The organism is Tautonia marina (assembly GCF_009177065.1).
Classification (GTDB): domain Bacteria; phylum Planctomycetota; class Planctomycetia; order Isosphaerales; family Isosphaeraceae; genus Tautonia; species Tautonia marina.
In genome coordinates this window covers 272,056-292,354 of sequence record NZ_WEZF01000005.1, presented here as the reverse complement: position 1 = coordinate 292,354, position 20,299 = coordinate 272,056, and the positions used below count along the sequence as shown (strand labels likewise).

The following is a 20,299-nucleotide window of genomic DNA, read 5'->3' as shown; positions in this document are numbered from 1 at the left end:
CGCGCTCCTGACCGTCGGTCGACTTCCTGACTTGTTCTCAATCGGACCCTCCTGATGCTCGACCTTCCCCGACGCGTCTTGGCGATTTTGGCCCTGACCCTGGTCGTCATTCCGCCATCCTGGGCCGATGAACCGTTTCGCCCCGAGGCCGACCGTCACGGAATTCTCGATTTCCCGGCCGATCGGGCAATCTTGCTCGGTGATCGGCTCCGTCTGACGGGAGAACCGGCGTACGTGGTCGACTGGGTTTCGAAGGCCGAGGAGATCCGCTGGGATTTCGAGCTCGACGATCCCGGTCGATATGTCGTCGTGGTGGAATACGCCGCCCCTGCCGGTCGAGGAGGATCGGTGGTCCAGGTGGTGTCGAACGATCAGATACGAGAGGCTCTGGTTCACGCAACCGGAAGCCCGACACGCTTCTTTCCGCAGCCGATGAAAGGAGCGATCACCTTACCGAGCGGCCGGAACCGATTGGAGGTCCGCGCCGTCGAGGTTCCCGGAGGACTGGTGATGAACCTGCGCCGGGTCCGACATGTCCCCGCCAACAAGTGAGCCATTTTCATGCGGTTTGATTTGGTCATCCGGGGTGGTATGGTCGTCGATGGGACCGGAGCACCTCCGTTCCGAGCCGATGTCGGTCTACTCGACACCTCGATCGCCGAGGTGGGTCGTCTCGATCAAGCGGAGGCGGGCCAGGTCATCGATGCCACCGGCCTCTATGTCGTGCCGGGTTTCATCGACGCGCACGTTCACGGAGACCTGATGCTGCTGGCCGACCCGGTTCATCGGGCGGCCCTGAAGCAGGGGGTGACGACCTACATCATCGGCCAGGACGGGAGCGCCTTCGCTCCTGCCTCGCCCAAGACGCTCGACTACATGCGGCGTTACACCGCCGGCTTCAATGGCAACCCCGACTGGATCACCTACGACTGGAATACGGTTGCCGAATACCTTGCCCGCTTCAATCAAACGACGGCCCTGAATGTGGCCTACCTGATTCCCAACGGCAATGTTCGGATGGAGGTCATGGGGCTCGACACTCGGGCCGCCACCGACGACGAACTGAAGGCCATGCGCCAACTCGTCCGCGAAGGGATGGAGGCAGGAGCCGTCGGGGTGTCCAGCGGGCTCGACTACATTCCCAGTCGCTACGCAGATGTCCGCGAGATCGTCGCGCTCTGCGAGGAGATTGCTCCGCTGGACGGGGTCTACGTTTCTCATATCAGGGGTTACGGTCCGCGAGCTCCCGAAGGCGTGGCCGAGATTGCCGAGGTTGGCCGCCAATCCGGCGCGGCGGTGCATATCTCCCACTACAACGGCCCTGCCGAATTGCTGCTCGGGCTCGTCGATCAGACCCGAGCCGAGGGAATCGACCTGACCTTCGATAGTTACCCGTACCTGGTGGGCAGCACCATCCTCGGCATGATCGCCCTGCCCCCCTGGGTTCAGGAAGGGGGCATCGAGGCGACCGTCGAGCGCCTGGCCGACCCCAAGATCCGAGCCCGGTTGCACTCCGAATGGTTCAGCGGAGGCTTAACCTACGGGCTCGACACCATCACCATCACCATGACCGCCAACCCCGACGACCAGTGGACCGAGGGGATGAACCTGGTCGAGGCGGCTCGACAGGCCGGGGTCTCTCCCGGCGACATGGTCTGCGACCTTTTGATCCGGTCGGGGATGGCTGTCGGAATTTTCGGCGCCCGGGCCGGCGATCGCACTGAGGAGGATATTCGAACCATCCTCCGCCACCCCGCTCACATGGCCGGGTCTGATGGGATTTTCCGGGGCAGCCATCCCCACCCGAGAGGCTGGGGTGCCTTTGCCCGCTATCTCGGTTATCACACCCGAGAGAAGAAGGATTACGACTGGGGAACCGCGATCGTTCACCTCGCCAGCCATGCGGCGCGCCGCTATCGCCTGACCGATCGTGGCCTGGTCCGCCCCGGCTTTGCCGCCGACCTGGCAATCTTCGACCCGGCGACGATTTGCGATCACTCGACCTACGAGGCCGGCCGTACCGAAGCCGAAGGGGTTCGCCACGTCCTGGTCAACGGCACGCTCGCCCTCTTCGACGGTGAGCCCACCGGCGCCACCCCCGGTCGAGCCCTCCGGCGCGGCCGATGATCCGTCCCTGGGGCCGTAGCCCCCGATCTTCCTCCTCCGATCAGGCCCCGGTCGATGCCGTCCGGGGTCTGTGCTTGCGCCGACGAAGACCATTCTGCCTAGTTGCGCAAGACCTCCTGCAACCGGACAATTTTTTTACTCCTTGCCCAATCAGAACTTAGGCCGGAACTTGTCATTTTATGGCGTCTGTCCACAAACTTTTTGTGACTAGAGCTTCCCAAAAAAACGATGTTGTTTTCGTAAGACACGCAACCGGTGATCGACGGTGATCACTGAAAGCAACTGGTCGACGATCGACCCCTGCGATGGAGCCCACAGCCATGTCTCCGTTCTCGAATGAAACGCTTGCGGTTCGCTTTCCGTTTCTGGTTTCGAGCTCGAATCAAACGACTGCTTTGGATTTCACATCAAAGAGGATCAACATGGATACCGCCTTGTTTCCCGCAATGAGCAGCGTCTCGGCCACGCTTGGCGTGCTGGGTGGAACCGACCGGGAATTTTCGAACACGATCGAAGCGCTTCGGGCCGAGCTGGCACCGAGCGGATTGGTGGAATCGTTGATGGCGGATCGCGTCGTCCTGGCCGTGGCCCGATTACGAACACTGGTTGCCGGGGAAAACGGCCTGAACGCAAGAGCCGAGGAAGTGGCCCAGGCCGAGCAGTCGATCGACCGCGCCCTCGACGCTCTGATCACGGCCCGATCGGCTCGTGCCGAGGGATGGGGACATCCGGCTCCGTCGTCCAGCCGCATCGGCGACACGTCGTCGATGACCCCGCTGCCGAGCAAGAACGAACTGTCCGCGAGCTTCACCGATGACCATCCGGTTGCTCCTGCGACCGAAGGCGACGAACTTCCCTGGCGAGACCGCCTGGTGTTCGACGATCACGTCTCGGAAGAGTCTCCGGTGGTTCGAGGCACCTGGATTACGGCCGGTCAAGTTGTCTCGTTGATCGTCGATGGTTGGAGCTGGGACGCCATTCTTAAGAACTACCCCGAGCTGACCGAAGCCGATCTCCGGGCGTGCCTTTCCTTCACGGTCGAACAGGACGGACCGATCGCCTTCTGAACCAGGAGGATCGTGGCTTGACGAACGGCTCAACATCATGAGGGCCGGAGGGAGCATTCCCCCTCCGGCCCTCAAGGCGTTGAACCGGTACGAGCCGCCTCCGAGGCGGTCTTGAAGGGCGCGGAACGTTTAGCTGATGATTTCCAATGTCGGCATCTTCGGAGCCTTGAGGTTGCGGATGCTGATTTGCTGGGCGAGCGCCTCGACGACACCAAGCAAGTAGGGACGCGACGGTGAGCCCTCGGCAAGAGTTTCGTGCAAGAGGCCAACGTCCCCTTTCTCTCGGATGTCGAAGACGAGCGGAACTTCCCCCAGGAACGGCACGTCCAGCTCCTCAGCCCGACGACGGGCTCCCCCGTGGCCGAACGGATACATGCGATCGCCACCGCCGGGAGGATCGAGGAAGCTCATGTTCTCGACCATGCCGAGCAAGGGAACCTTGAGCTGTCGGAACATGGCGACGGCCCGGGTCGCATCGAGCAAGGCCACCTCTTGCGGGGTGCAGACGACCACCGCGCCGGTCAGGGGAAGCGTCTGCGAGAGGGTGAGCGGCACGTCCCCAGTGCCGGGCGGCAGGTCGATGACGAGGTAATCCAGCTCTCCCCAGTCCACCTGATGGAGGAACTGGTTGACGATGCCGTGCAGCATCGGGCCTCGCATGATGACCGCCTGCTCGGGCTTCACCAGGAAGCCGATCGACATGAGCTTGAGACCGTTCGCCTCAATGGGCTGAATGCGTTCTCCCTTGGCCATCGGTCGGCCCGAGGCACCGACGAGATGAGGAACCGATGGACCGTAGACATCGGCGTCCATCAGGCCGACCTTCGACCCATAGTGTTGCAAGCCATAGGCGAGCGAGGCGGCAAGCGTGGATTTGCCGACCCCCCCCTTGCCCGATCCCACGGCGATGACGTTGCGAACGCCGGGGATGTCCCCCTTCTCGATCACTCCCTTGCCCCGAACGTCGGCGGTCATGTTGACACGGAGTTGTCGGGCGTTGCCGAGGTTCCGGCCGATCGCCTCGCGGACGTCGGCCTCGATCTTTCCCTTCAGGGGGCAGGCCGGAGTGGTCAGATTGACCGTCAGTTCAAGGAGCTGATCGGTGATCCGGATGTCCTTGATCATCCCGAGGTCGACCAGGTCGCGCTTGAGGTCCGGGTCCTGGACTCCTTTCAGGGCGAGCAAGACGTCCTGTTCGGTCAGTCCGGCAGGGTGAGAAGCGGACATCGGGCGAATCCTCTCGAAGCAAAAAGGGAACCAGAAGGCGGGGTGTGCGCAAGACGAGATCAAACGGTGTGAGGCAAGTTTCTGGGTAACGTTGCCGGGCAATTCGGAATCAGAGCTCAAGCAGAGCCATCGGATCGCTCGGGTCGGGTTCGGGTTGGGGGAGTGCCGCGCGGCCAGCCTGAGAGGTCCGGTTTCGGGCCAGGGGGAGCCATCCGTCGATCACCTCGGCGACCCTCGGAGGAGGAGCAAACCCCGACCAGACCCGCGTGGCTCCCATCGACCGGGCAAGCTCGTGAAGATCCGGATGACAGAGTCGATCGAGCACCAGGACCAGGGATGAAGGGGCGAGCACGGAAAGACGAACCAGCCGCTCCAGGGCGTCCCGGGGTTGGGTTCCGAGGTCGAGCACCACGATCGGGCACGGCCAGCCCTCGACCGCGGCGAGCAGGTCATTCGTCCCTCGCGTTTCTCGCCAGATGACCGGGCGATTCTGGAGCCGGGCTCGGAGCTGTGTGGCCCAGGTGCTTCGGCGTTCAGAAATCACCACCAGTTGGCGAGGGGTCATGCGAGACTCGAATCCCGGACTGCTCATTCCCGAAAATGGCTGGAAATCGGTACAACATTCTAGACGAAGGTCAATCCTGGGGCGAGACTCGGGTGCCGACGAATCGTGACCTCGCTTGAAACGCAATGTCGAGTCCTCTTATGATGAGTAAGGTCTCCACGAGCGAGAGCGTCTTGCTGTGCCCCGATCTGGCCGGAAAGGGTCGCCATCGCGATGCCCGAACGCGACTTTTACGAGGTGCTGGGCCTGGACCGGGGAGCCTCCGCCGAGGATCTCAAACGCGCTTACCGCTCCCTGGCTCGCAAGCATCACCCTGACCTGAACCCCGACGATAAACCGGCGGCCGAGAAGCGTTTTAAAGAGCTTCAAGAGGCGTACGACGTCCTGAGCGATCCCGAGAAGCGGAAGCTCTACGACCTGTACGGCAAGGCCGCCTTCGAGGGGGCTGGCGCGGCCGGACCTCGAGCCGGTGGGGCCGAGTGGTCGGCTCGTCAGGGGCCAGGCTTTGAGAATGTCGACTTTTCGCAGTTCTTCGGTACCGCCGCGGGAGGAAGAACCGCTCCCGGAGGGGCCGAGGATTTTGACGTCGGTGGCGGCATCTTCGAGGAAATTCTCGGTCGAGTCCGCGGTGGTCGTCGCGCCGGCCGAGGGGGACACCGTGGGGGCGGGGATGTCGAGTCCTCCCTGCGGATTCCGTTCCTCACGGCCGTAACCGGTGGCGAACAGCCGATCGTGATTGCCCGGCCCGACGGCGCGACCGAAACCTTGACCGTGAAGATTCCGCCGGGAATTGAGGATGGCGCCAAGATCCGCCTGCGCGGCAAGGGAAATCCGGGGACAGGTGGTGGCCCGCCCGGCTCTTTGGTCATCACGGTCCACGTCGACCCGCACCGCTATTTCCGCCGTGATGGGCGTGATCTGCTGGTGGACCTGCCGATCTCGGTCAACGAGGCAATCCTCGGGGCTCGGGTCGATTGCCCGACCCTCTCGGGGGTCAAAACCTTGACGATTCCTCCGGGAAGCTCCAGCGGCCAGAAACTTCGCCTCAAAGGACAGGGGGTTCCTGCTCGGGGGGAACGGCCCGCCGGCGATCTGTTTGCGGTCCTCAAGGTGGTCGTGCCCAAATCGGTGGACGAGGAAAGCCGCCAATTGATCGAGCAGTTCGCCTCCCGCAATCCGTCGGACCCTCGCCAGGGACTCTGGTAATCGGGTCCTTCGATCGTCTCAAGGCTGTTCTTGTCGGAACCCTCGCCGATGAACCCGACGATCCTCCCTCGTGATCACGTCGCTCACCACCTGGCGATCTCGACCCGGCGGTTGCTGGCCTACGAACGTCGGGGACTGGTCCAGGTGATTCGCTCCGGAGAGGTTGAGGGCTATTCCCCGTCGGATGTCCGTCGCCTCTGGACCGTGGTCAGCCTCCACCGAGACGCGGGAATCAACCTGGCCGGAATCGAGGCGATCCTCCAAATGCAGGCTCGCCTGGATCGCGTTTGCCGCCAGCTTCACCACCTGGCCGAACAACTTGACGAGGCGATCGTTGATGAGGACGACGTCGAGGGATCGGACGAGGACTGACGCCGGATGCCCGATCCCCACGCGAACCCGCCGTCGCCTCGACCCCTCCGAACGATGATCGCCAAGGACCCGGCCGTACGGCGTCGGGTCGGTCGGGCTTACGCCGAGTTTCTTGCGGTGCTGCTCGTGGCGGTCGCCTCACTCACGGCCCTGATCCTCTGGCACCTCGCTCGGCGGGGTCGGCTGATCCGCCAGCGACTTGCGCAACCCCGACCGATCTCCTGGCCCGACCCCGAGCCACCTGGCACCATCGACCGCGATCGCAACGGCGATCAGACCGAGACCCCCTCATGACCGCCGCGACCTTTCGCCCTCACGAACGCATTGCTCGCCCGGCTGATTTTCGACGAGCGTTCGATCGCCGTCGATCCGCCTCGGATGAGGCCCTGATCGTCTATGGCGCAGAGAATGGCCTCGACTATCCGAGGCTCGGCATCTCCGTCGGCCGGAAACGGGTCCGCAAGGCGACCGACCGCAACCGGGTCAAACGCCTGATCCGGGAAGCCTTTCGCCTGAACAAGGAGGTCCTTCCCGCCGGAGTCGATCTGGTGATCGTGCCCCGAGGCCCCGCCCTGACCTTCGAACAGGCGAACCGATCCTTGCCCCACCTGGCCAACGCGGTCGCCGGTCGACTGGCGAGGGACCGAGCAAGATCACGCCCTCGCGATCCTCGTCCCGCCCCCGAGACCTTGCCATGAGGCTGCGACCCTGGCAATGGCCCGGCCGAATTGCCGTGGAGGGGCTCTGCCTGCTGATCCGGGTCTATCAGTTGCTCCTCTCCCCCTTGATCGGCAATGCCTGTCGGTTCGAGCCCAGTTGCAGCCGTTACATGGTCGGAGCTTTACGCAAGTATGGCCTGGTTCGTGGGCTCTGGAAAGGAACCGGCCGGCTGCTCCGCTGCCATCCGTGGCATCCCGGTGGCTATGATCCCCCTTGAGGCTTCCGGGCGGTCGAATAGTCGGCCGGAGGCCCTCCGAAGCGCGAGCGAAACCGGGCGTAGCGCTCGTTGATCGACCCCTGGCCCGACAGAATCGGCTCAAACCGCGTGGCGTCCTGAGTGAGGACATCGGCCGTCAGGGCATCCAGTTCATCGGTCAGACGCGATTGCCAGCGCTCAATTACCCCCGACCGTTCGGAGCGATCGGCCCAGCCAGGAGTCCCGAACCGGGCGAATGCCTCGGGCCGCTCGTCCTGCCAGTATTCGAACCGCAGGGCGACGGGGACAATCCGCAAACGCCCGGCGCGACGAAGCAAGAGCCGCAGCCCTCCCTGGAACTCCAGCGGGCGAACGTCGTTGCAAGCGATTGTCCCCTGCGGAAACAGCCAGACCCCGGCCCTCGGACGCCGGAGCAAGTCGGCCGTGTAATCCAGCGAGGCTCGGACCGACCCTGGATCGTTTCGATCGACCGAATAGGCGCCGATGCGCTTGAAGAATCCGTACTTGATCATATTCGAGTGCTCGGTCATCCCGTACCCATCGACGGGAACCGTCACATTGATCCAGTGGGCCATGAAGAAATCCCACCAGCTGGAATGATTGGCCAGGAACAGAACGCCGGTCGGATCGTCGTCGATCGCCTTTCGAAGCGAGCCGAGCCCCTGGGCATGGATCCCGTGAAAGTGCCCGCGGAGCTTCCAGCGGATCAAGGCATGGACGGCGTGTGTCGGCCATCCGGACTTGTCGGCCGTGATCATCTTGGGGCCAGGAGCCGGCGCGTTCGTCGCCTTGTCCCGTTTGCCGGCATGATCCATCCGATCGCTCTCCCGTTCGCCTCGGGACTCCCGTACGATGGGGAATCCGGCCCGGTCTGGTGGCTGCCTGATCGACCTCGATCAGCTCGCATCGCGGGCTTCGCGGTACGGCATTGATTGTGCGTTTTGGACACTCGGGGTTCAATGGGCCTTGTCGGCTCCAGCAAAATGGGAGGAACACCCATGCCGATCGACTACCGAATGGACCACGGTGTGACGGTCGTCGGGAACCTGGCGGGTGTCATCCACGACGCCAGCCTTCATGATGCCTCCCGCGATCTCGACGCCCTGCTCGACGCGGGCCACCGGAGATTCATCTTCGAGCTAAGCGGGGTTGGCCCGCTGGGACCGTCGGCGCTGGGATTGCTGATGACCCTGACGCGACAGATCCGGAAACGATCCGGTGAGGTTGTGTTCGCCCGGGTCGGCCGATCGACGATGGAGGTTCTCGAAACAATGCAGATGGACGCTCACTGGGACCTCTACCGCACGGTCCCCGAGGCGATCGCCTCCTTCGGCCCTTCCGAACCGGAGGGGAACGCCGACGAACTGCCCTCTTCTTGACCGGCAGGCCCGAGAGGTTCCTTGCGATGAGCACCTCTTTCGACCGCGAACCGACCCGAGACGAGGTGGACCAAATGAAGGGCCTCGTCCTGCTCGAATTCGGGGCGTCGTGGTGCGGCCACTGTCAGGCGACCGCACCCAAGCGTGATGCCCTGCTCGACGCTCACCCGGAGATCATCCACATTCCCATCGAGGACGGACCTGGCCGCCCGCTCGGCAGATCATTCCGGGTCAAGCTCTGGCCGACGTTCGTCTTTCTCCGCGATGGCGAGGTGATTTGCCAGGTTTCACGGCCCGATCCGGATGAACTGCGGGAGGGGTTCGCAGCGCTCGTGAACCCCGGTTTTGATCCGGCCGATTAGGATCACCCTCGCAGCTCGGCGATGACGGCCTTCACGTCGTCGGCCTCGACGGGTTTCCCGGCGAGGGACTTCATGGCGATCCCCATGGCCTGACCGTCCTTCGGGGCGGCCTTGATCTGATCGGCAACGGGGGCGAGCTCCAGACCGATCTGGGAGCGGTCGAGGGTTGGCGGAACCCATTCCTCGATCAGGGCGACTTCCTCGGGGCTGAACGAAGTCTGGCCGCCTCGGGCTTCCTTGAGCATCGCTCGCATTTTCTTGATCGCCTGCTCGTCCGCCACCTCCTCGCCGCTGCCGGTGGTGAGCTGCGCGATCCAGTAGCGCAGGAAGTTGGTTCGAACGGCGTCGCGGGCCTTCATTGAGTCTTTCAACTGCGTTCGCATCTGAGCGACGATGGACATGGCGTTGTTCCTTTCGTTCAATCACGTCCCATTGGCTCGTTGAGATCCAAGAGAAATTCGAGGCGATCCAGGTTCGCGTTCCCGAGAGGCGCGAGGGTGCCGTCGGACGGTGATCCGGATACCATTGAGCCGAGGCGTCGGATGGATTCTCCGACCAGTGTACCGTTTCGCCCAGCCCTTTCGAATGCTCATGAACGACTGGAAGCCGAGGATGACCCGAACCGTCCGCCACCTGGCCGAGCAACTGGTGGGGATCCGATCGGGTACGGTCGACGCGGGCATGGTGGGAAGCGTGCGTGTTTCGGTCCAGGGCAACTCGTTGCCGATCAATCGGCTGGCGTCGGTCTCGGGTCGCGCAGATCAGTTGCTGATTCGACCGTTCGACCCTGCGGTGGTGCCGGCCGTGGTCAAAGCCCTGAACGAGGCCAGGATTTCGGCCTACGCGATGGACAAAACGACCATCCGCGTGACGGTTCCGCCGATCAGCGGGGAGCAGAAACAGGAGGTATGCCGCCATGTCCGATCACTCGGCGATCAGGCCAAGGTTGCCGTTCGGATGATCCGGCAGGACGCCCGGAAGCAAATCGCCGCCAGAGGGCGAGGCTCTGAACGCGCTGTTCAGGAGGCCACCGACGCCGCTGTCGCCGAAATCGACCGCCTGATCGCCGCCAAGGTGGCGGAGATCGGCGGCTGAAGCGGATTGCTCCGAGGCACGGGTCTTGAGCATCATGGGGCGGAACCGTTCCTCTCCTGACGCGTCAAGCTTCTCGACCCTGGCCGATTGCCTCGGAGGAACCCGAGCCCGTGAGAACCCTTCAAGTTGCCTGTCTTGCGATTCTGATCATGCCAATACCCACGATTGCCGACGAGACACCGACCCCCGTCCGCTACGTGCTCCGGTTCCCCGAGGCTCGGACGCACTACGTCGAGGTCGAGGCCGAGGTGCCGACCGACGGCCGCCCAAGTCTTGAACTGTTCATGGCCACCTGGACGCCCGGTTCGTACCTGATCCGGGAATTTTCGCGGCACGTGGAGGCCGTGGCCGCTCGTGATTCCGAGGGTACGCCGCTCGCGGTTCGGAAGGTGCGGAAAAACCGCTGGAGCATCGATGCGGACGGACTCGATCGTGTCATCGTGTCTTACCGCGTTTATGGCCGGGAGATGGGGGTTCAGACGAACTGGATCGATGCCTCCTTTGCCATGATCAACGGCGCTCCGACCTTCTTGAGCCCAGCAGATTCTCCCCCCCGACCGCACGAAGTCACCCTCGAACTTCATCCCGACTGGTCCCGATCGATTACCGGCTTGCCCGATGCTCCCGGGGGGGCTCCCCATCATTATGTGGCCGAGAACTACGAGATTCTGGTGGATTCGCCGATCTACGCCGGCAATCCCGACGTGTACGAGTTCGAGGTGGACGGAATCCCCCACCTGCTCGTCAACGAAGGAGAGGCGGGAATCTGGGATGGCCCCCGATCGGCGCGTGATGTCGAAACGATCGTCCGCACGCAGCGAGATTTCTGGGGCTCGTTGCCCTACGACCGGTACGTCTTCTTCAACCTCCTGACCGGCTCAGGGGGTGGACTGGAGCACCGGAACTCGACGGTCCTGATGAGCAGCCGATGGGCAACTCGGAGCCGGTCGACCTATCTGAACTGGCTCTATCTGGTCAGTCACGAATACTTTCACACCTGGAATGTCAAGCGGCTACGGCCGGTCGAGCTGGGACCCTTCGACTACGAGAAGGAGGTGCATACCCGGAGCCTCTGGGTCGCTGAAGGGATCACAAGCTATTATGATCGCCTCTTTGTGAAGAGGGCCGGCCTTTGCTCGGTGAAGGAGCTTCTGGCGGGTGATCCGCCCCGCCCCGGTTCGGGAGACGACCGCCCGAAGAACGACATCCAGCGTCTGCACGAAAACCCCGGCCGACTCGTCCATCCGCTCGAAGAATCTTCCTTCGATGCCTGGATCAAGCTCTATCGCCGCGACGAGAACTCGGCAAACACTTCCATCAGTTACTACACGAAAGGGGCGGTCGTCGCCTTCCTGCTGGACGCCGAGATCCGCCGCGCCACCAACGACGCCAGGAGTCTCGACGACGTGATGCGACGGGCCTTCGAGCGCTATTCGGGGGAGTCGGGTTTCTCGTCCGAGCAGTTCCTGAGTGTGGTCACGGAGGTTGCCGGGGTCGATCTCGACCCCTGGTTCGCTCGGGCATTGCGATCGACCGAGGAACTCGACTACGAGCCGGCGCTTGACTGGTTCGGCCTTCGTTTTGTGCCGATCGAAAAGCCAGAAGCACCCGAAGACGGCTCGACCACCGACCCGGACCGGGGCTGGATCGGCCTGGAAACCAAAACCGATGGCGGCCGCCTGGTTGTCTCCGCCGTGAAGCGAGAGACACCTGGATTCGAGGCCGGCTTCAACGTCGGCGATGAGATCCTGGCCATCGGCGATCTGCGGGTTCCACCCGACGGATTTACGAAACGGGTGGGTCAGTACCCCCCGGGCGAAACCGTCTCGGTACTGATCGCTCGTCGAGAGCAATTGATGCGGCTTGACGTGACCCTTGTTGCCTCGCCCCCCGACCATTATCGCATCGAGGCCGATCCCGAGGCGACCGACGAGCAGATCGCCCGCCGCTCTCGATGGCTCGGAGAGTAAATTCGACCAAGGGCTCACCGTTGACGGATGCCTTGATTCATCCGTCAACGGGCCGGGGCATTTCGGATCGGATCACTCGGGGTTGAGTACCTCGGGAACGGGAGCGACCTCTGCGTCCTCGGCGGGAACGTCCAGCAAGACGGAGGATTCGACCGAGGGACGCGTTGGTTCAATCAGGCGGTCGCCGATCAGGCTCCCGAAGTCGACGAAGACCGGCACGAAAACCAGGGCGACGATACTCATGAGCTTGATCAGGATGTTCAGGCTCGGCCCGGCGGTGTCCTTGAACGGGTCGCCGACGGTGTCGCCGACGACCGAGGCCTTGTGAGCGTTGCTTCCCTTGCCGCCGTGCTTCCCGGTTTCGATGTACTTCTTGGCATTGTCCCAGGCTCCACCGGAGTTCGACATCATCAAGGCGAGCATCACACCGCTGGCAAGCGTGCCGGCGAGCATGCCGCCAAGGGCTTCGATCCCGAGGATCAAGCCCATCGCCACCGGAGCGAACACAGCGAGGAGGCCGGGAAGGATCATCTCCCGGAGAGCTCCCTTGGTGGCGATGTCGACGCAACGGGCGTGGTCGGCAATCCCGGTGCCTTCCATCAGGCCGGGGATCTCGTGGAACTGCCGACGCACTTCCTCGACCATTGCAAAGGCGGCCCGGCCCACCGCCGTCATCGCCATGCTGCTGAACAGGAACGGTAGCATCGCTCCGATCAGGACACCGATGACCACCTTGGGTTCCGAGAGGTTGATTCCGGTGAGCCCCGACTCAGTGGTGAAGGCGCTGAACAGGGCCAGTGCGGTCAGGGCCGCCGAGCCGATCGCAAACCCCTTGCCGATCGCTGCGGTGGTGTTGCCGGCCGAATCGAGGGCGTCGGTCGTGTGGCGGACGTTTTCGTCGAGGGCGGCCATCTGAGCGATGCCGCCCGCATTGTCGGCAACCGGGCCGTACGCATCGACGGCCAGCGAGATTCCGAGGGTCGAGAGCATCCCGACGGCCGCGATGGCGATGCCGTACAATCCTCCCATGGCGAAGGCAATGCCGATGGCCACCGACAGGACCAGGATCGGCCAGGCGGTACTCCGCATACCGACGGCAAGCCCTTCGATGATGTTTGTGGCCGTACCGGTCAGCGAGGCGTTGCTGATCGCCTTCGTCGGGCCGAACTGGTAGCTCGTGTAGTATTCAGTCAAGAGGCCGATGATCACTCCGGCCGCCAGTCCGGCCAGGCTCGCCCAGAACAGGTTGAGATCGCCCAGTTCGTATTTCGCCAGCAGGAAGGTGCCGATCGCCACGATGACCGAGGCGATGATGGTCCCTCGGTGCAGGGCTGCGTTCACGTGCCCTTCGTCCTTCGTCTTGACGAAGAAGGTGCCGATAATGCTGGCGACGATCCCGACCGCCGAGATCGCCAGGGGGAACAGAACCCCCTCGGCCCCGTAGGCGATCGCGCCGAGGATCATGGCCGAGATGATGCTCCCGACGTAGCTCTCGAACAGGTCGGCCCCCATGCCCGCCACGTCGCCGACATTGTCACCGACGTTATCGGCAATCACCGCCGGATTGCGCGGGTCGTCTTCGGGAATCCCCGCCTCGACCTTGCCGACGAGGTCGGCCCCCACGTCGGCCGCCTTCGTGAAGATCCCGCCGCCGACACGGGCGAACAGGGCGACCGCGGACGCACCGAAACTGAACCCGAGCAGCCAATCCAGGCGGTCGCGGTTCGCCTCGACGCCAAAGCCCAGGTAAAGGCACAAGATGCCCAGTAATCCCAGGCCGACGACACTCAAGCCCATGACGCTGCCGCTCTGGAACGCAACGTGGAGCGCTTCGTTGAGGCTGGTCTTGGCGGCTTCGGTCGTTCGAACGGCCGCCCGAGTGGCGATTTGCATGCCGATGTTGCCCGCCACGCCGCTGATCACCGCTCCGACGACAAACGACAGGGCCGTTCCCCAGGCAATGAAGACGCCAAGCAAGATCGCAATGACCAGGACAAACAGTACGAGAATCTTGTATTCCCGGTGGAGGAACGCCTTGGCTCCATCACGGATGTACCCCGAGATCTCCTGCATCCGATCATTGCCGGGGCTGTGTTTCAGAACGGCCAGCGCGGTCAGAACGGTGAAGACCAGCGCCAGCAACGCGACGCCGATCAACAACGAAAAGGTCAACATCGACCGATCCTCTCTCTCTCTCGGTTCATTCAAGGGGGGCGGGGAACCGCAACGATGGGATCAAGACGCAAGCATGCCACGAGTCAGATTCGATCAAGTGTCATCCAAGAGTCGAGCTTCAAGCCTGACGCTGAACACCATCACGAACAGATAACTTATCACGAACGGGAATCGCTCGGTAGACTGCCGCCGATTTTCCTTGACAGCTCGTTGTCGAATCCAAACACTCGACCACCCTCCGTCTTGGACAGGCCGTTCAAAGGTGTGGCCTGACCAGGGAGACTTCGGCGCGACGAGGCTCGAACCGCCTAACGAAAACAAAAAAACCTTCCGGTGGCCGAAACGAGCCGAGGACTCCTCGAATCGTGAACACCGGAAGGTTCAGAAGGTCGATCGTCCTTGGGGGGGGGATCGTTCCCGCCGAGGTGACGGAGTGGAGGTTCAGTCGCTCCGGATCACGGCAATTCCCGGATGCGGAGCCCTTCGAACTCGATCGGCGACCCCTCGGATTCGAGGCAGAGGTAGCCGGTTGCCGGCTGAGCGTTCATTCCTCCAGAGACTTCCTGCCCGTTGACCCAGAGCCGAACCTCTCCGTTGATGGCTCGGATATAATAGTGGTTCCACTCGCCGGTGCCGAGGGTTCGCTCCTCGCGCGGGAAGCCTCGCGAGCCATCGGGAGAGGTCGGCGCGTACGGCGTCAAGGTCGAGGTGCCGACCGGGAAGACGTCGCCGTGCGTGGTGAACCAATCCCCTTTGCGGCCGGTGCGTTCCTCGTACTGCGTGGCAAAGGCGGGGTCGAGGACCTGCACCTCAATCCCTCCTCGGGGCAAGGTCCCTCGAGCAATCCCCTCGAGCGCCTCGGCCGGAGCCCAGACGAACACCCCCGAGTTCCCCGCCGGCTTCATGTGACGCCATCGCACGACCAGCTCGAAATTCGTCAGCGGTTCCTTGGTTCGCGTCACGCCCACCGGTTGCCCGGTGCATCGGATCAGGTTTCCTTCAAACGACCAGGTGTCGTCGTCGGTATTGACGTTGACGAAGTCGTCTTCACCCAGAGCTCGCCAGCCCGGTCCGGTGCCGTCGATGATCGCCTGCGAGACTCCCTCGGAGTGCTCATCGCTGGGAATCACCGGAGCAAGGGCGAGCAGGCCGGCCAGACCAATCGTCAGTTGAAACATGGTGTGAAGTCCTTGGTTGAGCCTTCGGATCGACGACACCCCAGGGTTCGTTCGACCGGTCGGCCTCTCGTCGGAACGCTCGGCGAAAGGATCGGACGAGGTCGGCTCGGTGTCGTTCGTCGCCTGAGTGTCGCCGAGGGCCCGACGCGCCGCAACCTCCCGGTCCCCTTGGTGTCGAAGGGTGCCATGTTCCGGACGACCCTTGACGGATCGGACCCCGCTGCCGGACGATCTCTCCAACCCTTCAGGTGTCGCGGTGCGGTGCCGATGATTCAGAGACGGCAGAATCATCCGACATCGCACTCGATGGCAACGTCCGACTTCAGGGGATCGAATCCATGCGAACCGGCATGACCGTAGCGGGGGACGGCCCGTCCATCTGGGTCGTGGGAGATCGGTATACGATCAAGGCCTCGGGAGACGATACGGGAGGGGCCTTTTCGATGATCGAAGCCTGGGTTTCTCCGCAATCCGGTCCCCCTCCTCACCTTCATCATCGTGAAGACGAGGCGTTCTACATCCTCGAAGGGAGCCTCGAATTTCACGCGGATGGTCAGACCTTCCGGCCCGATCCGGGCGCATGGATCAGCCTGGCCAGGGGAAGTCTCCACTGGTTTCGCAACGTTGGGGAAACTCCCGCCCGGATGCTGATCATGACCACGCCGGCCGGCCTCGAACAGTTCTTTCTGGAGGTTGGCCGGCCTGCGGCGGACGGAGACGAGCCGACACCTCCCTCACAGCAAGAGATCGATCGTTTGATCGAAGCCGCTCCCCGCTACGGCCTCGAAATTCGTCTGCCCGCCCATTGATTCGGCGTGGGCCCTCGTCGCTCAAACGGCTTGCCACCTGCTCGTCCCAAACCCCGAAACCCCGATGCCGGGGTTTCGGCTGACCTCGATCGGATGGCACCCCTGACTCAGCGATCCCGCTTCATAAAGTCAATCGGGATGTCTGCATTCTTTCGGCCCGCGACCGCGAAGTAATACAGGGGTTCGCCGGTGATGGAGAGGCGGTGACGATAGCGTTCCAGATGATAGAGGTCGAGGTACTTTGAGAAGATCAGTTGCCTGATCATCTGGGAGAACCCACTCATGTCATTCTCATCGAGGAACGATTCCTTGATGTTGAATGCGACCCACGCTTCGTTTTGTAACAGGTTGACCGCAGAGATAAACGCCCGGGGAGGAATGTCACCAAACCCGAGGGCCGCGACGGTCGTCAAGCAGTCGAGCGACCATGTTCGGATCTCCTCAGACTGTTCCTCGGAGAGATCCGTCAAATCCGCGACGTAATATTCGTCGTAGACGCCCGGCCGATCCCGTTCGGTCGCCTGCGCGGCATCGGGGATGATGTCGATTCCGACGACCCGCGAGACTCCCATCGTCTTGAGGGTTTCGCCAACGATGCCGTTGCCGGCGCCGAGATCCAGGACTCGAAGCTCGGAGAGGTTGTCCTTGGACTGGTCGACGGCCGACTTGAGAATCTCACAAACCTTTTTGTGAGAAATGCATTTCAAGCGGTCGTAGAACAGTTGTTCATAAAGGCCGGGGATCTTGTAGATTTCATCGTAATCGTGGAAGCGGATCTTGCGTTTCGAATCACCTGTCAGCAAGTAAAAGAACGCTTCATTCTGCGCAAGATCTTGTTTCTCACGAGGAAACTGAATTCGATGGCGTTTCGTCATCTTAAGTTGTCGAGAAAAATGAATGTTGAAAGGTTAGAGGAAAAGATGTCTCGGCGTTGAGCATCATGGTGCCTTGAACGCTGCCTGAAACCATGCCGCGTCAAACGTTTCGACTCTCCCATGATAACGGGTCGCCGACCGAGAATCGAGCCAAGAATCTCAGAAGTTGTCACAAGAAGATTGCGAGTGTTGATTGTGTTGATGTGTCAAATCGAATTTTGGTCGGGTGTGGGTTCCGTACTGAGCGATCGGTCGAGCGATGACCAAGGGCTGAAATTCGGGGGGGGAGCTCACCTGGTTTCGCCAGGTGCCCCAGCTTGTGAATTCGTCGGATTCTTGTCTTGCCAGGGGGAATGATCCGTGGTAAGCCCCGGTTTGGAGGAGGGGAATGGCGAGGGAGAAGGAGTCGGACCTGTGACGATGAGTGAGGTCGAGCGTCGATCCCTCGAAGGAGCGGATCGGCTTGTGGTGACTCCGGAAGCCGAGTTGGTCAATCAGCCACTTCGACTGGCGGTGATCGGGACACCTCGATCCGGGAACACCTGGGTCCGAGGGCTTATTGCGTCCCTTTACGGATTGGTGGAACTGGCGGTCGACCGCCCGGAACAACTCGACTGGGATCACCTTCCCTCGCGCTGTATTCTCCAGATTCATCAGTACCCCGACCCGAGCTTCGATGCCCTGATCGCCCGGCATGGGTTTCGGGTCTTGACGCCGGCCCGGCATCCCCTCGATGTCTTGATTTCGGCCTTGAACTACGCGCAACACACCCTGACCGCGCCGGAATGGACCGATGCGACCGGTACGCCACGAACTCTTCGCGGGGCGTCTCCCATCAGTCTTGAGTTCCGGCAATATGCCGGGATTTCGCATCCCGGAGCCGTCTTGACGTTCAGCCCTGCCTGGTGGGACCGGCCAGGCGTGCTCCAGGTTCGTTATGAGGATCTGGTGGCCGATCCGATCCCGAAGCTCGAAAACCTGGCCCTCCGCATCGATCACCGGATCATCCGACCCCCTCATGAGGTCGTCGGCTATTTCACCATTGACGCCCGGCGCTCCAATCTCCAGGTCTGGCAGTACCATTTTGGCCTGGGCCGCCCCGGCATCTGGCGCGAGCTGATTCCGGCCCAGATTGCCGAGACGATTGCCGATCAGCAACGCAAGACCTTCGACGTGCTCGGCTACCCGTGCGATCCCGACCCGGCACTCGATGAGCTTCAGGCCGAGCGAAACTGGTATCGCCTTCAGACCCAGTTGCTCACTCGCCACCTTTCCGACGAGCGTCAACGGCTTCACGATGCCCGCGCTCAACTGCTCGAAGCTCAGGCCGCGACGCAATCGGCGATCGAGGCGCAAGCCTCAGCCCGACGTTCGGTGCGACTCGATTCCCTTCGATCCGCCAGGGCCTGGACCTGGAGTCGTCGCATGGGGTCGGGGGTTCGGCGGTGGTGGTCGGTCCATCGATGACCGTTCCCCGTTGGGAGATATTCGAGCGTTCGACGATGACTCCCTGAGACTGCCAAGGCGTTTCCGCAGTTCCAGAGGACCCTGGACTTTCGGTATGATCCCTCTGGATTCTGGATCATTCTCCGAAATGCCTTTGGAGCTCCCATGACTGCGCAGAACCAGGGGTCCGGCGACCAGCCGCCGATTCGCCGCGTCGCCATCCTTTTTGCCGGTGGACCCGCCCCGGCAGCCAACGCCGTGATTTCGACGGCAGCCGCCTCGTTCCTGAGGCAAGGGATCTCGGTGGTTGGCATCCTGAATGGCTACTCGCATCTGGTCGAGTACGCTCCCGATCGCCCCTTGGTCGAGGGCCGCGACTACATCACCATCGACGCTCAGCGTCTCCGACGCACCCGGAACAGCCGGGGGATCATGATTGGCACGGCCCGGACCAACCCCGGCAAGCACGTCAACCATCCCGACGACCTGGCCGATTCCGAGAAGAACGCACCGCTCCGGACGGTTCACGCCGCACTGGCCTCGCTGGAGGTCGATGCCCTCGTCTCGATCGGTGGCGACGACACCCTGAAGTCGGCCAACAAGTTTCGACTGGTCCAGAAGCATCTGGACAAGGGCTCCCGGCACATTCGGGTCGTCCATGTTCCGAAGACGATTGATAACGACTACCTCGGAATCGACTTCACCTTCGGCTACTTCACCGCAGTCGAAACCTTGGCTGGCGAGATCCGGAACCTCCTGGCCGATGCCGAGGCGACCCGGGCCTACTATCTGGCCGAAACCATGGGCCGATCGGCCGGGTGGCTCGCCTATGGCGCGGCCATGGCCGGCGAGGCGAGCCTGGTGCTGAGCGTCGAGGACGTCTCCGGTCGGTTTGCGTCTCAGGAAACGACCACCGACCCGAACACCGGCGAGACCAAGACCCGGAAGATCATGAACCTGCCCGAGGTCGTGCGCCACATCGTCTCGGCAATGCGGACTCGGGAACGCGAGGGCAAGGAATTCGGCGTCATTGTCCTGGCCGAAGGGCTCGCGGAGTTCCTGCCGTCCGAGTACCTCAAGGGAATTCCCCGAGACGATCACGGGCACATCTCGATTGCCCAGGTGGATCTCGGCCGGACCTTCTCCCGCCTCGTCTCCGAGGAGTACAAGAAGGAAACGGGCAAGTCTCGGAAAGTGACCGGCCTGCAGCTTGGGTACGAATCCCGATGCGCGGCTCCGCACGCCTTCGACGTGATGCTCGGCAGTCAGCTTGGCGTCGGGGCGTATCGAGCGCTGGTGGAAGAGAACCGCGACGGCGTGATGATCTCGGTGGCTGGTCAGCTCGATTTGAACTACGTCGACTTCGATCACCTCGTCGATCCGAAGACGTTGATCACCGTGGTCCGTTTCATCAAAGAGAAGTCCGACTTCCATCGCCTCGCCCGGTTCCTCGAAACCCAGGTCAGCGAGTGATGTGACTCCCGAGGGCCTCGTCTGACCAATCGGCGG

The 20,299-nt window shown here is 62.6% G+C and carries 22 protein-coding genes; 15 read left to right on the top strand and 7 right to left on the bottom strand.

The window, feature by feature from the left end; genetic code table 11:
- Positions 1 to 54: 54 nt before the first annotated feature.
- The 3 genes from GA615_RS08550 to GA615_RS27780 all read left to right on the top strand — a co-directional run bounded on the left by GA615_RS08550 (position 55) and on the right by GA615_RS27780 (position 3,194).
- Positions 55 to 552: a hypothetical protein gene (locus GA615_RS08550; protein WP_152050856.1), complete on the top strand. Its 498-nt coding sequence runs from the start codon at positions 55 to 57 to the stop codon at positions 550 to 552.
- Positions 553 to 561: 9 nt separating this feature from the next.
- Positions 562 to 2,127 (top strand): N-acyl-D-amino-acid deacylase family protein, encoded by a 1,566-nt coding sequence (locus GA615_RS08545; protein ID WP_152050855.1) that lies wholly within the window; start codon positions 562 to 564, stop codon positions 2,125 to 2,127.
- A 422-nt stretch (positions 2,128 to 2,549) separates the two neighbouring features.
- Positions 2,550 to 3,194 (top strand): DUF433 domain-containing protein, encoded by a 645-nt coding sequence (locus GA615_RS27780; RefSeq protein WP_201750142.1) that lies wholly within the window; start codon positions 2,550 to 2,552, stop codon positions 3,192 to 3,194.
- Positions 3,195 to 3,323: 129 nt separating this feature from the next.
- Here the strand turns inward: GA615_RS27780 and GA615_RS08535 are convergent, their stop codons facing one another.
- Both GA615_RS08535 and GA615_RS08530 read right to left on the bottom strand, forming a co-directional pair.
- The gene (locus tag GA615_RS08535) at positions 3,324 to 4,421 is read right to left on the bottom strand and encodes an Mrp/NBP35 family ATP-binding protein (protein WP_152050854.1); all 1,098 of its coding nucleotides are present in this window, start codon (positions 4,419 to 4,421) and stop codon (positions 3,324 to 3,326) included.
- A 109-nt stretch (positions 4,422 to 4,530) separates the two neighbouring features.
- On the bottom strand, positions 4,531 to 4,986 hold the full coding sequence (locus GA615_RS08530) for a hypothetical protein (protein ID WP_152050853.1): 456 nt from the start codon (positions 4,984 to 4,986) through the stop codon (positions 4,531 to 4,533).
- 213 nt (positions 4,987 to 5,199) lie between these two features.
- On the opposite strand from GA615_RS08530, the gene GA615_RS08525 reads away from it, so the two are divergent.
- Genes GA615_RS08525 through yidD form a run of 5 tightly spaced genes read left to right on the top strand, consistent with a single transcriptional unit; the run spans position 5,200 to position 7,501 of the window.
- Positions 5,200 to 6,192 (top strand): DnaJ C-terminal domain-containing protein, encoded by a 993-nt coding sequence (locus GA615_RS08525; RefSeq protein ID WP_152050852.1) that lies wholly within the window; start codon positions 5,200 to 5,202, stop codon positions 6,190 to 6,192.
- 48 nt (positions 6,193 to 6,240) lie between these two features.
- The gene (locus tag GA615_RS08520; RefSeq protein ID WP_152050851.1) at positions 6,241 to 6,564 is read left to right on the top strand and encodes a MerR family transcriptional regulator; all 324 of its coding nucleotides are present in this window, start codon (positions 6,241 to 6,243) and stop codon (positions 6,562 to 6,564) included.
- A 6-nt stretch (positions 6,565 to 6,570) separates the two neighbouring features.
- Entirely contained in the window at positions 6,571 to 6,858 is a 288-nt protein-coding gene (locus tag GA615_RS08515) for a hypothetical protein (protein WP_152050850.1), read from the top strand.
- A complete protein-coding gene (rnpA, locus tag GA615_RS08510; RefSeq protein WP_152050849.1) occupies positions 6,855 to 7,262 on the top strand; it encodes a ribonuclease P protein component in 408 nt (135 codons plus the stop codon). Before GA615_RS08515 ends, rnpA begins: the two co-directional genes overlap by 4 nt.
- Positions 7,259 to 7,501, top strand: a complete 243-nt coding sequence (yidD, locus tag GA615_RS08505; RefSeq protein WP_152050848.1) for a membrane protein insertion efficiency factor YidD — start codon at positions 7,259 to 7,261, stop codon at positions 7,499 to 7,501. The genes rnpA and yidD overlap by 4 nt, the downstream gene beginning before the upstream one ends.
- On the opposite strand, the gene GA615_RS08500 is transcribed toward yidD, so the two are convergent.
- The gene (locus GA615_RS08500) at positions 7,486 to 8,316 is read right to left on the bottom strand and encodes a lysophospholipid acyltransferase family protein (RefSeq protein ID WP_152050847.1); all 831 of its coding nucleotides are present in this window, start codon (positions 8,314 to 8,316) and stop codon (positions 7,486 to 7,488) included. The two genes, yidD and GA615_RS08500, sit on opposite strands and share 16 nt — an antisense overlap.
- A gap of 183 nt (positions 8,317 to 8,499) precedes the next feature.
- On the opposite strand from GA615_RS08500, the gene GA615_RS08495 reads away from it, so the two are divergent.
- Both GA615_RS08495 and GA615_RS08490 read left to right on the top strand, forming a co-directional pair.
- On the top strand, positions 8,500 to 8,880 hold the full coding sequence (locus tag GA615_RS08495) for an STAS domain-containing protein (RefSeq protein WP_161602234.1): 381 nt from the start codon (positions 8,500 to 8,502) through the stop codon (positions 8,878 to 8,880).
- 26 nt (positions 8,881 to 8,906) lie between these two features.
- The gene (locus tag GA615_RS08490; protein WP_152050845.1) at positions 8,907 to 9,242 is read left to right on the top strand and encodes a thioredoxin family protein; all 336 of its coding nucleotides are present in this window, start codon (positions 8,907 to 8,909) and stop codon (positions 9,240 to 9,242) included.
- 2 nt (positions 9,243 to 9,244) lie between these two features.
- Here the strand turns inward: GA615_RS08490 and GA615_RS08485 are convergent, their stop codons facing one another.
- Entirely contained in the window at positions 9,245 to 9,643 is a 399-nt protein-coding gene (locus GA615_RS08485) for a GatB/YqeY domain-containing protein (RefSeq protein WP_152050844.1), read from the bottom strand.
- A gap of 211 nt (positions 9,644 to 9,854) precedes the next feature.
- Between GA615_RS08485 and GA615_RS08480 the strand changes: the two genes are divergently transcribed.
- Together GA615_RS08480 and GA615_RS08475 are read left to right on the top strand one after the other, a co-directional pair.
- Entirely contained in the window at positions 9,855 to 10,337 is a 483-nt protein-coding gene (locus GA615_RS08480; protein ID WP_235905235.1) for a ribosome-recycling factor, read from the top strand.
- Between the two features lie 149 nt (positions 10,338 to 10,486).
- On the top strand, positions 10,487 to 12,307 hold the full coding sequence (locus tag GA615_RS08475) for a M61 family metallopeptidase (protein ID WP_152050843.1): 1,821 nt from the start codon (positions 10,487 to 10,489) through the stop codon (positions 12,305 to 12,307).
- A 72-nt stretch (positions 12,308 to 12,379) separates the two neighbouring features.
- On the opposite strand, the gene GA615_RS08470 is transcribed toward GA615_RS08475, so the two are convergent.
- Both GA615_RS08470 and GA615_RS08465 read right to left on the bottom strand, forming a co-directional pair.
- Positions 12,380 to 14,482, bottom strand: a complete 2,103-nt coding sequence (locus GA615_RS08470; RefSeq protein WP_152050842.1) for a sodium-translocating pyrophosphatase — start codon at positions 14,480 to 14,482, stop codon at positions 12,380 to 12,382.
- Positions 14,483 to 14,937: 455 nt separating this feature from the next.
- On the bottom strand, positions 14,938 to 15,660 hold the full coding sequence (locus GA615_RS08465; protein ID WP_235905233.1) for a 3-keto-disaccharide hydrolase: 723 nt from the start codon (positions 15,658 to 15,660) through the stop codon (positions 14,938 to 14,940).
- A 338-nt stretch (positions 15,661 to 15,998) separates the two neighbouring features.
- Here GA615_RS08465 and GA615_RS08460 point away from each other — a divergent pair, with 338 nt between their 5' ends.
- Positions 15,999 to 16,469: a quercetin 2,3-dioxygenase gene (locus tag GA615_RS08460; protein ID WP_235905231.1), complete on the top strand. Its 471-nt coding sequence runs from the start codon at positions 15,999 to 16,001 to the stop codon at positions 16,467 to 16,469.
- A 107-nt stretch (positions 16,470 to 16,576) separates the two neighbouring features.
- On the opposite strand, the gene GA615_RS08455 is transcribed toward GA615_RS08460, so the two are convergent.
- Positions 16,577 to 17,344, bottom strand: coding sequence for a class I SAM-dependent DNA methyltransferase (locus GA615_RS08455; protein ID WP_152050840.1), 768 nt, complete (start codon positions 17,342 to 17,344; stop codon positions 16,577 to 16,579).
- Positions 17,345 to 17,764: 420 nt separating this feature from the next.
- On the opposite strand from GA615_RS08455, the gene GA615_RS08450 reads away from it, so the two are divergent.
- Positions 17,765 to 18,811: a hypothetical protein gene (locus GA615_RS08450; protein WP_161602233.1), complete on the top strand. Its 1,047-nt coding sequence runs from the start codon at positions 17,765 to 17,767 to the stop codon at positions 18,809 to 18,811.
- Between the two features lie 144 nt (positions 18,812 to 18,955).
- Complete coding sequence (locus tag GA615_RS08445; RefSeq protein WP_152050838.1) at positions 18,956 to 20,263, top strand: 6-phosphofructokinase; 1,308 nt, start codon at positions 18,956 to 18,958, stop codon at positions 20,261 to 20,263.
- The last annotated feature ends 36 nt before the right edge of the window (positions 20,264 to 20,299 follow it).

Coding starts and splice junctions, on each gene's coding strand:
- GA615_RS08550 (WP_152050856.1), top strand. CDS start 55: ATGCTCGACCTTCCCCGACGCGTCTTGGCGATTTTGGCCCTGACCCTG.
- GA615_RS08545 (WP_152050855.1), top strand. CDS start 562: ATGCGGTTTGATTTGGTCATCCGGGGTGGTATGGTCGTCGATGGGACC.
- GA615_RS27780 (WP_201750142.1), top strand. CDS start 2,550: ATGGATACCGCCTTGTTTCCCGCAATGAGCAGCGTCTCGGCCACGCTT.
- GA615_RS08535 (WP_152050854.1), bottom strand. CDS start 4,421: ATGTCCGCTTCTCACCCTGCCGGACTGACCGAACAGGACGTCTTGCTC.
- GA615_RS08530 (WP_152050853.1), bottom strand. CDS start 4,986: ATGACCCCTCGCCAACTGGTGGTGATTTCTGAACGCCGAAGCACCTGG.
- GA615_RS08525 (WP_152050852.1), top strand. CDS start 5,200: ATGCCCGAACGCGACTTTTACGAGGTGCTGGGCCTGGACCGGGGAGCC.
- GA615_RS08520 (WP_152050851.1), top strand. CDS start 6,241: ATGAACCCGACGATCCTCCCTCGTGATCACGTCGCTCACCACCTGGCG.
- GA615_RS08515 (WP_152050850.1), top strand. CDS start 6,571: ATGCCCGATCCCCACGCGAACCCGCCGTCGCCTCGACCCCTCCGAACG.
- rnpA (WP_152050849.1), top strand. CDS start 6,855: ATGACCGCCGCGACCTTTCGCCCTCACGAACGCATTGCTCGCCCGGCT.
- yidD (WP_152050848.1), top strand. CDS start 7,259: ATGAGGCTGCGACCCTGGCAATGGCCCGGCCGAATTGCCGTGGAGGGG.
- GA615_RS08500 (WP_152050847.1), bottom strand. CDS start 8,316: ATGGATCATGCCGGCAAACGGGACAAGGCGACGAACGCGCCGGCTCCT.
- GA615_RS08495 (WP_161602234.1), top strand. CDS start 8,500: ATGCCGATCGACTACCGAATGGACCACGGTGTGACGGTCGTCGGGAAC.
- GA615_RS08490 (WP_152050845.1), top strand. CDS start 8,907: ATGAGCACCTCTTTCGACCGCGAACCGACCCGAGACGAGGTGGACCAA.
- GA615_RS08485 (WP_152050844.1), bottom strand. CDS start 9,643: ATGTCCATCGTCGCTCAGATGCGAACGCAGTTGAAAGACTCAATGAAG.
- GA615_RS08480 (WP_235905235.1), top strand. CDS start 9,855: ATGACCCGAACCGTCCGCCACCTGGCCGAGCAACTGGTGGGGATCCGA.
- GA615_RS08475 (WP_152050843.1), top strand. CDS start 10,487: ATGCCAATACCCACGATTGCCGACGAGACACCGACCCCCGTCCGCTAC.
- GA615_RS08470 (WP_152050842.1), bottom strand. CDS start 14,482: ATGTTGACCTTTTCGTTGTTGATCGGCGTCGCGTTGCTGGCGCTGGTC.
- GA615_RS08465 (WP_235905233.1), bottom strand. CDS start 15,660: ATGTTTCAACTGACGATTGGTCTGGCCGGCCTGCTCGCCCTTGCTCCG.
- GA615_RS08460 (WP_235905231.1), top strand. CDS start 15,999: ATGCGAACCGGCATGACCGTAGCGGGGGACGGCCCGTCCATCTGGGTC.
- GA615_RS08455 (WP_152050840.1), bottom strand. CDS start 17,344: ATGACGAAACGCCATCGAATTCAGTTTCCTCGTGAGAAACAAGATCTT.
- GA615_RS08450 (WP_161602233.1), top strand. CDS start 17,765: ATGAGTGAGGTCGAGCGTCGATCCCTCGAAGGAGCGGATCGGCTTGTG.
- GA615_RS08445 (WP_152050838.1), top strand. CDS start 18,956: ATGACTGCGCAGAACCAGGGGTCCGGCGACCAGCCGCCGATTCGCCGC.